The sequence below is a fragment of the Winogradskyella sp. 266wxhm genome (assembly GCF_058964685.1).
Genome location: NZ_CM179559.1, coordinates 3,506,657 through 3,518,852 on the forward strand (window position 1 = coordinate 3,506,657; position 12,196 = coordinate 3,518,852).

The 12,196-nt window shown below is 32.4% G+C and carries 13 protein-coding genes; 6 read left to right on the forward strand and 7 right to left on the reverse strand.

Going from position 1 to position 12,196, the window contains the following annotated elements:
- The first annotated feature begins 38 nt into the window (after positions 1-38).
- The 6 genes from AC2H4K_RS15800 to AC2H4K_RS15825 all read left to right on the forward strand — a co-directional run bounded on the left by AC2H4K_RS15800 (position 39) and on the right by AC2H4K_RS15825 (position 6,959).
- On the forward strand, positions 39-632 hold the full coding sequence (locus AC2H4K_RS15800; protein WP_281139571.1) for a hypothetical protein: 594 nt from the start codon (positions 39-41) through the stop codon (positions 630-632).
- A gap of 75 nt (positions 633-707) precedes the next feature.
- Positions 708-1,733, forward strand: a complete 1,026-nt coding sequence (locus tag AC2H4K_RS15805) for a ligase-associated DNA damage response exonuclease (RefSeq protein ID WP_281139570.1) — start codon at positions 708-710, stop codon at positions 1,731-1,733.
- On the forward strand, positions 1,730-3,319 hold the full coding sequence (locus AC2H4K_RS15810; RefSeq protein ID WP_281139569.1) for an ATP-dependent DNA ligase: 1,590 nt from the start codon (positions 1,730-1,732) through the stop codon (positions 3,317-3,319). Before AC2H4K_RS15805 ends, AC2H4K_RS15810 begins: the two co-directional genes overlap by 4 nt.
- Complete coding sequence (locus AC2H4K_RS15815; protein ID WP_348634892.1) at positions 3,247-5,769, forward strand: ligase-associated DNA damage response DEXH box helicase; 2,523 nt, start codon at positions 3,247-3,249, stop codon at positions 5,767-5,769. Before AC2H4K_RS15810 ends, AC2H4K_RS15815 begins: the two co-directional genes overlap by 73 nt.
- Positions 5,770-6,408: a ligase-associated DNA damage response endonuclease PdeM gene (gene pdeM, locus AC2H4K_RS15820; RefSeq protein WP_281139568.1), complete on the forward strand. Its 639-nt coding sequence runs from the start codon at positions 5,770-5,772 to the stop codon at positions 6,406-6,408.
- 137 nt (positions 6,409-6,545) lie between these two features.
- The gene (locus AC2H4K_RS15825; protein WP_281139567.1) at positions 6,546-6,959 is read left to right on the forward strand and encodes a hypothetical protein; all 414 of its coding nucleotides are present in this window, start codon (positions 6,546-6,548) and stop codon (positions 6,957-6,959) included.
- Here the strand turns inward: AC2H4K_RS15825 and AC2H4K_RS15830 are convergent.
- The 7 genes from AC2H4K_RS15830 to AC2H4K_RS15860 all read right to left on the reverse strand — a co-directional run bounded on the left by AC2H4K_RS15830 (position 6,946) and on the right by AC2H4K_RS15860 (position 12,127).
- A complete protein-coding gene (locus AC2H4K_RS15830; RefSeq protein ID WP_281139566.1) occupies positions 6,946-8,127 on the reverse strand; it encodes a class I SAM-dependent methyltransferase in 1,182 nt (393 codons plus the stop codon). The two genes, AC2H4K_RS15825 and AC2H4K_RS15830, sit on opposite strands and share 14 nt — an antisense overlap.
- A gap of 7 nt (positions 8,128-8,134) precedes the next feature.
- Positions 8,135-9,223, reverse strand: coding sequence for an AI-2E family transporter (locus AC2H4K_RS15835; protein ID WP_281139565.1), 1,089 nt, complete (start codon positions 9,221-9,223; stop codon positions 8,135-8,137).
- A gap of 61 nt (positions 9,224-9,284) precedes the next feature.
- Positions 9,285-9,791, reverse strand: coding sequence for a TrmH family RNA methyltransferase (locus tag AC2H4K_RS15840; protein ID WP_281139564.1), 507 nt, complete (start codon positions 9,789-9,791; stop codon positions 9,285-9,287).
- 2 nt (positions 9,792-9,793) lie between these two features.
- Positions 9,794-10,126, reverse strand: a complete 333-nt coding sequence (locus AC2H4K_RS15845; RefSeq protein ID WP_281139563.1) for a hypothetical protein — start codon at positions 10,124-10,126, stop codon at positions 9,794-9,796.
- Positions 10,127-10,141: 15 nt separating this feature from the next.
- Entirely contained in the window at positions 10,142-10,783 is a 642-nt protein-coding gene (locus AC2H4K_RS15850; RefSeq protein ID WP_281139562.1) for a DUF4159 domain-containing protein, read from the reverse strand.
- A 3-nt stretch (positions 10,784-10,786) separates the two neighbouring features.
- Positions 10,787-11,491 (reverse strand): 16S rRNA (uracil(1498)-N(3))-methyltransferase, encoded by a 705-nt coding sequence (locus AC2H4K_RS15855; protein WP_281139561.1) that lies wholly within the window; start codon positions 11,489-11,491, stop codon positions 10,787-10,789.
- 6 nt (positions 11,492-11,497) lie between these two features.
- Complete coding sequence (locus AC2H4K_RS15860) at positions 11,498-12,127, reverse strand: peptidylprolyl isomerase (protein ID WP_281139560.1); 630 nt, start codon at positions 12,125-12,127, stop codon at positions 11,498-11,500.
- Positions 12,128-12,196: the final 69 nt, after the last annotated feature.

The following is a 12,196-nucleotide window of genomic DNA, read 5'->3' on the forward strand; positions in this document are numbered from 1 at the left end:
TGTTTTTATAACTTAAATAGCTTTACTTTAAGAGCTAGATGTCTAAGTATAAAAACGATAGAGCTTTTACAGATTATGTGCACCAAAAATTAGCACTGCCACTTATTTATAAACCTATAGATTGGCAAAAAGTTCAACTTAGAAGAGATTATGCTAAATATATTGATATGACAGACGGTATCGATTATATTTTTAGAAAGGATAATCAAATCAAAACAGTTCAAGAACGTTTTAGAGAAAGTAAGTACCAAGAGTTTTCAGATTTTACAATTCGATACCGACGCGATGAAAACAAAATTGAAGACCGTCAAGAATCGGAATATTACAAAATGAAAGCCCATTATTTCACTTATGGAATAATTGACGCTTCTAAATCTGAAGTGAAATCGGCTTCAGACTTTCTGAAATTTGCTATTATAGATCTTCAAAAAGTATATCAAAAGTTGGACTCTGAGGATATTATCATTTCGGATAATAACCAGAACAAATGTAGAATTATTGATAATGCTAGGATTGAATGTCCAGTAAAATATAATCCTGATGGCTCTTCATCCTTCTTTCCAATAGACATATCATTCCTTGTAAAACTTTGGGGTGATGATATGCTCATCGCTCAAAAAGGCTTTCTGTAAATGAATTAAACTTTAACTCTAATTTACTAATTACTATTAGCCATTTTTTATAGCTTGTAGCTTCTAATTGTTATTATGAATTTAGTAAAATTCACACAGAAAGGTATCTATTGTCCAAAAGGAAAATTTTATTTAGACCCTTGGCAACCGGTCAACTACGCTATAATTTCTCATGGACATGCAGATCATGCACGTTGGGGAATGAAGAACTATTTATGTACGTATGAATCTAAAGCCATTTTGAAACATCGTTTAGGCGGTGATATAAAAGTAGAAAGTCTGCCATACAACGAGTCTATAACTATCAATGGTGTTAAAGTAAGTTTTCATTCTGCAGGACATGTTATCGGTTCTGCTCAAATCCGATTAGAGTATCAAGGTTATGTCGTGGTGTTTTCTGGTGATTATAAAACACAGCCAGATTTTATTACCATACCATTTCAGCCAATAAAATGCAATACTTTTATAACGGAAAGCACTTTTGGATTGCCTATTTATAATTGGAAATCAGAAACACAGCTACGAGAAGAATTACACAGCTGGATATTGAATAATCAAGCCAATAATAGAACTTCAGTCTTGTTTGGATATTCTTTAGGTAAGGCTCAGCGTTTATTATCGCTTGTTGATGGAGTGGATGAGATATTTGTTCATAGGTCTATACATAATCTTAATGAAGCTATAAAAAGTTCAGGAATAGATTTGCCTGAAACTAAATTATGGTCAGCTGATTTAGACAAAAAAGTTTTGCAAAATAAGATAATCATTGCTCCTCCGGCTTTGTTGGGTTCTCGTATGTTAAAACGTGTACCTAGTGCAGCTACAGCAAGCTGTTCTGGTTGGATGCAAATACGAGGTAATAAGCGCTGGCAGTCTGTAGATGCAGGTTTCGCTATTAGTGATCATGCAGACTGGAACGGACTGATTTCTGCTGTTAAAGCTACCGAGGCAGAACAGGTTTATGTCACACATGGTTCTCAGGCTGTTTTTTCAAAATATTTAAACGAAATAGGAATTAAAGCCAATGAACTAAAGACTGAATATGGAGATGAAGCGCTAAATGATGCTGTTTTAGAATCTGAAAACTCTAATCCAGAATGAAACAGTTTTCTAATCTCATAAGTTCAATTGAAATCACAAACAAGACCAATGCAAAAATTGATGCATTGGTGGAGTATTTTAAGGTTGCACCAGATAAAGATAAGCTTTGGGTCATTGCGTTGTTCTCAGGAAAACGTCCTTCAAGACCAGTAAAAACATCCTTAATGAAACAGTGGTGCATGGAAATAACGGAATTGCCAGAATGGTTATTTCTTGAGAGTTATAGTACTGTTGGTGATTTGGGAGAGACTATTGCTTTGCTTTTACCAGAACCTACTCATAAGTTAAACTTATCATTATACGAATGGATGAAAGAGCTCAAAGCTTTAAAACCTAAATCTGAAGAAGAAAAGAAAGCTTTTGTTTTAGAGGCTTGGTCTGGTTTGAATCAACAAGAACGATTGATTTTTAATAAGTTAATCGGAGGAAGTTTTAGAATTGGAGTTTCAAAAAAAACATTGGTTAATGCTTTGGCGAAGCTCACTAATATAGAACCCAACCGGTTGATGCATAGTATTATTGGCCAATGGCAGGTGGAGGATATTTCATTTGAAGAGTTAATTCATGGTTCACATATAAATTATGATAATTCTAAACCTTACCCTTTCTGTCTTGCTTATGCTTTAGAAAAAGAGCCAAATGAATTAGGAAATCCAGAGGATTGGATTGTTGAACAAAAATGGGATGGTATTCGAGGGCAAATTGTGAATAGAAATAACGAAATTTTTATTTGGTCTCGAGGTGAAGAGTTGGTCACTAAACAATTTCCTGAATTGGTTGAGGCTTTTTCAAATTTTAAAGACGACTTTGTAATCGATGGAGAAATTTTGGCTACAAAGGATAACGATGTTTTATTATTTAATGATTTACAAAAGCGTTTGAATCGAAAAAACGTCACTAAGAAACTTTTAGAAGAAGTGCCTATTGGTTTTTATGCTTATGATATACTTGAATACAATGAAGAAGATATTCGAAGTGAAGCTTTCGTAAAAAGACGTCATATTTTAGAACAAATATTTCAGTTAGTTGCACTTCCGAATTCAGTGAAATTATCGTTTTTGGTGAAATTTTATAAATGGGAAGATTTACATGATATCAGAAACAATTCTAGACAAATCAACAGTGAAGGATTAATGCTAAAACAAAAAGCATCTCCATATCATACAGGAAGAAAAAAGGGAGATTGGTGGAAATGGAAGGTAGATCCACTAACTATTGATGCTGTTATGATTTATGCCCAAAAGGGTAGTGGTAGACGCAGTTCAAAATATACAGATTATACTTTTGCGGTTAAAAACGATGATGGTTTAGTTACTGTGGCAAAAGCCTATTCAGGATTGACAGATAAAGAAATTACCGAAATTTCTCGTTGGGTTAATAAAAATGCAATTGAAAAATTTGGACCAGTAAGAACTGTAAAACCAGAACTGGTTTTTGAAATTGCTTTTGAAGGTATCGCTTTAAGCAATCGACATAAATCTGGTGTCGCTTTACGTTTTCCAAGAATTTCTAGATGGAGAAAAGACAAGCCTGTAGAAGAGATAGATACTATAGAAACAGTAAAACAATTAATCACGGCATCTTGAGTAATTTTAAGGAAAGTACAGGTCTGCAAATTATAAACAAGTGGATGGTAGAACAAAGCCAAACACCATTTCCTTTCCAGTTAAAAACTTGGGAGCGCTATGCTAATGGTTATAGTGGTATGGTTGTAGCGCCTACTGGTTTTGGTAAAACGTTTTCCGTTTTTTTAGCTGTTGTAATAGATTACCTAAATCACCCTGAAAAATATGAAAAAGGCTTAAAATTATTATGGATAAGTCCATTGAGGTCTTTAGCTAAAGATTTAGCAAAAGCCATGACAAAGGCTGTTGAGGATATTGGTTTAGATTGGTCTGTTGAAGTTAGAAATGGAGATACTCCAACTAAAATTAGGCGACAACAAGAACGTTTAATGCCAGACGTATTACTTACCACTCCAGAAACCATGCATTTGCTTTTTTCTCAGAAAAAAAATTCAAGATGGTTCAAAAATGTAAAGTGTGTCGCTATTGATGAATGGCATGAATTGCTAGGAAACAAGCGAGGGGGTTTAACCGAGTTAGCGATTTCTCAATTAAGACAATATTCACCAAAACTCAAGATTTGGGGAATTACAGCAACCATAGGGAATTTAGAGGAAGCTAAAAACGTTCTGTTACCTTATTCTAATCTTAAAACAACACAAATTGTAGCTAAGCAAAAAAAGAAATTAGATGTTATTTCGGTATTACCGGATGAAATAGAAGTTTTGCCTTGGGCTGGACATTTAGGAGCCAAAATGGTAAATAAAATTCTACCAATTATAGAGACTAATACCACAACATTAATTTTTACCAATACTAGAGGACAAGCCGAATTATGGTACCAATTATTATTAAATGCTCAACCAGATTTAGCGGGTTTATTGGCTATACATCATGGATCGATTGATAAAAAATTACGAAACTGGATTGAAGATAGTATTTCTTCAGGATATCTAAAGGCAGTTGTTTGTACATCTTCACTAGATCTTGGTGTAGATTTTAAACCCGTTGATTGTGTTATTCAAATTGGTTCTGCAAAAGGTATCGCTAGATTTATACAGCGCGCAGGTCGTAGTGGTCATTCGCCTTACGAACGCTCAAAAATATACTTTGTACCAACACATTCTTTAGAACTGGTTGAAGTTTCTGCATTAAAAACAGCTATAAAAGAGCAACAAGTGGAAACTAGAGATCCCATGGTCTTAACTTTTGATGTTTTGGTTCAATTTATGGTAACGCTTGCCGTTGGTGAGGGATTTGATAAAGACTTACTATTTCAGAGAATTAAAGAGACACATGCGTTTCAATATTTGACAGAAGAGGAATGGCTTTGGTGCCTTCATTTTATAACTAAAGGAGGTAAAACCTTATCGTCTTACGAAGAGTTTCATAAAGTTATTCGAGAAGAAAACGGTAGGTATAAAGTAAAAAGTAGACGAATTAGCATGCTCCATCGGATGAATATAGGTGCCATTGTGAGTGAAGTTAATCTTAAAGTGAAATACTTTTCTGGTGGTTATGTTGGTATGATTGAGGAGTTTTTTGTTTCTAAGCTAAAACCAGGCGATAGCTTTGTCTTGGCTGGCCGAATTCTTGAATTGGTTACCATTAAGGATATGACGGTTTTGGTTAGAAAAAGTAAAGCGAAAAAGGCTGTGTCTCCAAGCTGGCTTGGTGGACGTTTACCGTTAACATCTAATTTGAGTCATTACTTGAGATTAAAGTTATCAGATGCACTTCAACCTGGAAGATTAGAGAAAGAATTACGATTTCTCAATCCCTTAGTCGCTAGACAGGAAAATCATTCGCACATACCTAAAAATGATGAATTTTTAGTAGAAATGATAGAAACTAAGGATGGATATCATTTGTTTATGTATCCATTTGAAGGTCGGTTGGTTCATGAGGTCTTTTCGGCTTTAATGGCTTATAGAATTAGCAAAATAAAACCAATGACTTTCACTATTGCTATGAATGATTATGGTTTTGAATTGCTGAGCGATCAGCCTATTCCTGTTTCAAAAGAAAATATAGAGATGCTTTTAAGCAAAGAAAATCTTATGGATGATGTTATAGCAAGTATCAATGCTTCAGAAATGGCATCACGAAAGTTTAGAGATATTGCTGTAATTGCAGGACTTGTGGTACAATCGCAACCTGGAACACGAAAAAAAAATAAGAGTTTACAGTCTTCTTCGGGTTTGATTTTTAGAGTTTTAGAAGATTACGAGCCAGATAATTTACTTTTAAAACAAGCCTATACAGAAGTATTCAATCAACAATTGGAAGAGGTTAGACTGCAAGCGGCTTTTGAGCGCATATCAAAAAGTAAAATAATTATAGAATTTGCTAAATCTTTTACACCTTTGAGCTTTCCTTTAAAAGTCGATAGTTTGAGAGGAACGATGAGTAATGAAAGTTTAGAAAAACGTATAGAGCGTATTAAAGCCCAAGCGTTGAAAATAGATTAAATGATTGTTTGTAAGGATATTTTAGTCAGGAATGAGACGCTAACGTTAACAACACAGCGAGCCATCTTTTGGAAACGTGAAAATGTACTTATACTATCTGATCTTCATATTGGTAAAACAGCTCACTTTAGAAAACATGGTATTCCAATTCCAGATGATATCTTAAAAAAAGATTTAGAAAGATTGGATGCGCTTCTGATGAAATTTAAGCCAGAGAAAATGATTGTTGTGGGTGATTTATTTCATGCTGAAGCTAATGTTGACTTAAAATCATTTAAAAGATGGTTGCTAAAACATCAAAATCTTGAAATCATTTTGGTAAAAGGAAACCATGATAGATTACCAGATGTTTTGATGGATGATTTCAGCATTAAATTTGTGAATGAATTAGAGTCTACACCATTTACTTTTTTGCACGACCCTTCTCATAAAAGAGATGAAACTATTAAAATATCCGGTCATCTGCACCCTGGAGTGCTAATTAAGGGTAAGGGCAAACAAAAGATAAAATTACCATCTTATATTGTTACAAATGAATTAATTATTCTACCTGCTTTTAGTCTTTTTACAGGTCTAAATACCCGCTTGAATTTTACCGAAAATGAATATTTCGCATTTTCAGACGCTCATTTTTATTGATTTCACTATAAAAAAAGTGCATTTCGTCGAAAAAATACTTCTTTTTATCGGTAGTTTAATTTTTGATTTATATGTTTGTCATCCCAAATTGAAATAAATAGGTTGTTGCAACTTATTTGTTATTAAACTTTTAACCAATGAAAAACCTACTTAGGCTAATGCCTTTTTTAGGGCTTACAGCTATGTTCCTTACCTGCACTTCTCCAATGGAAGATGAAGAGGTAATAGATTTCGAAGTTCAAAACTCTACATTAGTTCCTTGTGTAGATGATGACCCAATTACCAGAGTTGTTAATAACGGTACGGCTACGTTCGATTTGAATGTATTAGATAGTGACGGTGTAGTTTTGGTATCAATACCAAACATTCCACCAAGCTCTACCACATCATGGGCTAGTTTTCCGCAGGGAGAAGTTCTTTTTGAACTTGCAAGTCAGACTACATTGGTTAGTGATGACAAAGTGATAATACAGATGGATAACTGCATGGCTTTTGATATAGAAGTGAACAGTAGTAATCAAATCGTGTCTTATATACCTACGTCACTTTAGAACAGATAATTACAATTTTTGAGTTATTAAGATCGGTGGTGAAAAAAATATAGTTTTCACCACCATCTTTAATTTTGAATTTTTTTCGAATATCATTTACTGATATAGGGAAATTTCTGGTAGTGATATTAGCTTTCTTAATACCTTCTTTTAAGATTGCTTTTTTATTGAAATCTATACATTTTTCTATTTTGAAAGATCTACCAGGAAACTCAAATAAATCTACAGAGGTGTAAAGATGTGAGTGCTTATGTAGTTTTTTCAGCTTCAGTTTGTCACTAATTGAATTGAAAGCGCCCGATTTTAAGATTGCTGAATTAGGCTCATACAGATAATTTAGCGGTTTTGAATATTCAGCTATAGCAAAACTTTCTTCCTCAATTTTGAAGTCAAATACTTGATTTGATTCTTTTTGTAAATTGATGGTTTTTACAAGAATATCTTTGGTGTAATCTTTCTCTAAGATCCATAAAAGCTCTTTAACTTCATTATTTACTGCAACAACGTGTATCTCTTTAATGTAATCTAAAACATCAATAGTTGCAGAAAAATCCAATAAAGGTGATGTTTTTATCATCACATTTTTAGCATTTTGAAAAAATAAATTTTGAAGTTTCTCTACATCAGGTGTGCAATCACTTAATAGAAAAACTTTTTGTTTACTATTATCTCGTCTTGAAGGGTCTATATAAATCCAGTCAAATACTTTGTCAGTGTTTTCTAAAAAGTCTATTCCACTGTCTTTAATACATGAAATATTTGTAACTCCAAGTTGTTTATAGTTGTGTTTTGCAATAGAGGAAAGTTCTTCATTTATTTCACAATGCGTAAGCTCGTCAACTTTTTTAGAAAAGAAATAACAGTCAATTCCCAACCCTCCTGTAATATCAATAAGTGATTTTCCAAAAATTAAATTTGCTTTATAAGAAGCTGTAATTTCTGATGAAGTTTGCTCAATATTAAGCTTGTTAGGATAATAGATATTGTTAGTATTAAACCAAGTTGGTAGCTTTTTTTGAGAGCGCTTTTTAGCTTCAATTTGTTCTATAACAGCTTTAGGGTCAACATCATTAAAAGGAACACCTTTCAATAATAATTCAGAAATATTTGAATTTATATTTGAATTTATAAACTCTTGAATTTTAGTATTTAAGATGGTTTTATCCAAACTAAATTTATAAGTCTTTAGTAAGTCGTTTTACCACTCTATATTCACTGAAAAATTCTTTAGCAATCACTTTAATTGAGGTATAAAGTGGGATTGCAATTATTAATCCGGTCATTCCAAAAAGTAAACCGAAAATAATAATAATTAAGAAAATTTCTAATGGATGTGATTTTACACTCGTTGAAAATATAAATGGTTGACTGAAGAAATTATCGATTAGCTGGGCGATAATAAAACCAATCATTACATACATGGTTTTTGGTAAAATAACATTACTGAAATCTTGACCTAAATTACTACTAATAGTCAGTAAGATTATTAAGACAGCGCTTATTAGTGGCCCAACATAAGGGATAATATTTAACAGCGCACAAAGTGTAGCAATTACGATGGCATTTTCAATACCAAATATAAAAAGCGTAATAGAGTAGATGGTAAATAAAATCAAAATCTGAAGTAATAATCCACCAAAATATCTAGATAGTAAATCTCTAATTTTTGAAAATGTATTTTTTAGTCTTGTATCTTCTTTCTTAGGAAATAAGGTTAAAATAGCATTAGTAAAGAGTTTGCTATCTTTTAGAAAGAAAAAGAGAATAAATAAAACTGAAAAAAGACCAATACTAAAACTGCCAAATCCGGTTATAATTGAATTCAAAAAATTAGGAACAAAGCTAAAATTCATTTTGGAAAGAAATTGAGAGTCTTCAATCGTAGATTCTACGTCCTGTTCGTTCATACCAAAATGTTCTATCCAACTAACATAAATATCTTCTACACTGCTTTGAAGGTCGTCTACATCTAATAAGGACAAATTTTGTCCTTGCTCAATGACTAAAGGAATAAACATGCCAATTATTCCAGTAATTATTAGTAAAAAGAATACCATAGTAACAATGACAGCTACTGTGTTGTTAAATTTAAGTTTTCGTTCTAAAAAAATCACAACGGGTCTTCCTAATAACGATAAGACTCCAGCGATGGCCAAATAGACTATAACAGTCTGAATTTTATATAAAAAGATAAGAGTTAAAGCTATAACGACAATAACGCCTAAAGCTCTTAAAATGCCGTTTGCAATAGTTTTTGAGTTCATAAAACTTAAATATACCCAAAGATGCTAAAATATTTTGATAGTATAACGACGTAATAAAAAATTATGAGTTGAGCTGTTTGGTTAACTCATATAAGGTAATGCCTGTAGCCTGTACAACATTCATACTACTATTATTACCATACATGTTAATATGAAGTACAAAATCAGCATTGTTTAGAATTGTTTCTGAAACTCCAAAGTTTTCATCACCAAGAATTAGAGCAATAGGATGTTTAGAAGTCAATTTAAAATCGGTTAATTCAATACTGTTTTCTGTAATTTCTAATGCAATTAACTGATAGTCTTGTTTTTTTAGATGGTTTATAGCCTCTGAGATGTTATTTTCAATTCTATAAGACACATATTTTTCTGTAGAACGTGATGTTTTAGTCATGCGTTTACCTAGAGGAATATCATTACCACAAAAAACTATTTCTTCGATACCAAAAGCATCTGCAACTCTAAATAAACTACCAATATTTGGTGCGTTAGTAATATTATCGCAGACCAATGTTATTGGGTGTTTTTGTTTTTTAAAATTTGAATTATAGTGGGTGAGTTGACTCAAAATTATTTTACCATTGTTCGGTTAAAGCTACTAGATTTTTTCTTCATTTCTATCCAAAACCAAATAGGAACACTAAAGGTTATACTAGAAATAAAGCCTAAATCCCATAAAAGAATAGTTGCAATTGCAGCGGCTACGAAACCTATTAAAACTAAGGAGTAATTGTCCTCAGCATAAAGTCTATTGATGTGTTTCTTCGTGAAATTACCACAGTGTTTACATCTTTCATGGAATTCGTTTTTTCCTAACTCCATAAGTAATTCATGTCTATTTTTAGCTTTCGTTTTTAAAGTATTATCTTTTTTACAAGAGCTACAGCGGTAGGATAATTTCATATAAGTGAAGTATTATTAATTCTCAAAAGCATATTTAATAATATTAGCGCCCATTTTTAAGGCTTTTTCACGAACATCTTCCGGGTCGTTATGTACCTCTTCATCTTCCCAGCCATCACCTAAATCACTTTCAAAAGTAAAAAGTAAGACTAATCTGCTTTCCTGAAATATACCAAATGCCTGAGGTGCTTTACCATCATGCTCATGAATTTTGGGTAATCCATTTGGGAACTCAAATGCTGTGTTGAAAATTTCATGATTTTTTGGAATTTCAACCAATTCACTATTAGGAAACACCTTTTTTAGTTCTTTGGTTATATATGGCTCCATACCGTAATTATCATCAATATGAAGAAAACCTCCTGAGACTAAATAGTTTCTGAGGTTTATAGCATCGTCTTCATTAAAAAACACATTACCATGCCCTGTCATATGTAAAAAAGGAAACTGAAAAATATCGGTACTTCCTACTTCTACAGTTTGAACATTTTCATCTATAGAAGTATTGATATTCTTATTGCAATATTTTACCAAATTTGGCAAAGCAGTAGGATTACTGTACCAATCTCCACCACCATTATATTTTAAAACAGCGACTTCTTGTGAAAAAAGTAACAAAGCGAAAAGTGATAAAAAAGCAGAGAACAATAGTTTCATATGTTATTCATTTAAAAATGCCACGGAATGACAGGCAGCAATAGCAGCAGTTTCAGTTCGTAATCGTGTGTCTCCCAAAGTTACAGGAATGTAATTCTGCTGCAAAGCAATTTCAATTTCTTTAACGCTAAAGTCACCTTCCGGTCCAATTAATATGGTATAGTTGCCGTTTTCTTGTAATTGTGATTTTAGGGATTTTTTATCTGTTTCTTCACAATGCGCTATAAATTTTTGACCTTCAAGTTCATTTAAAATGAAATCTTGAAATGCAATAGCTTCATTAAGAATTGGCTTGTAACATTGCAATGACTGCTTCATTGCCGATTGAATAATCTTTTCGAATCGTTCTGTCTTTATAACTTTACGTTCGCTATGATCACAAATAATTGGTGTAATAGTTTCTATGCCTATTTCAGTTGCTTTTTCTAAAAACCACTCATAACGATCGTTCATTTTTGTGGGAGCAACAGCAAGATGTAGGCTGTAAGGTCGTTTTTCTTGAACTGATTTTGAGGTGATATTAACAATGCAGTTCTTCTGATCAGCAGTTGTTAACTCTCCTTCAAACAACCAACCTTTACCATTGGTAATATGAAGTTTATCTCCAATTCTTTTGCGGAGTACTTTTACAATATGTCGACTTTCTTCTTTATCGAAGCTAAAATTGGTTTCATTTTCTGAAATATCGGAATTGTAAAATAGTTGCATGAATTTTTAAATCTCTTCTGTAAATCTTAACACCGTAATTTCCTCAATAGGTTTTTTATCTGCCGTACGCATTACAAGATAAAACTTTTTATTTTCAACATCATCAACTTTAAATACATCATTTAGAGTATGAGTTTTTATGAAAGCTTCTTTGTCAAAAGCTTCCGATATTTCCCCTTGTTTTATCCAACCAGCATCACCGTCAGTTTTTGCAGTGTTACCAGAGGAATGGTGTTTTGCCAAATCACTAAATTTTTTGCCATTGTTGTATTCTGCTAGAATCTTATCACGTATAATTTTCGCAGATCTGTTTGATGATGTTTTGCCATCAATTAAGATAAAACTGAACTTATAATGGTCAACAATATCTTTGTTGATGACTTTATAGAAGGTTTTTTTTAGGCCAGTTTTAACAACTTTTTTCCCACCTTTAGAAAGTCTAAAAAGGTCATTTGCTAATTGAGTTTTGTGCTTTTCTTTATTGTAAGTGTACAATTTGCCATCTTCGGGCTTATGAGCTTTCAAAAAAGTTTTGGCGTCTTCTGAACTTGCAATTGAATCTAAATTTTTTTCAAGTGAATTTTGAGAAAAGCCATAAAGTGAAATAAATAGTAAAAGCGGTAAACAATATTTCATTTTAGTAGGACTTGTTACGTTAGGGTAACTACAAAAAAACTAAAATTTAAGAGAATTAAAAAATAAACT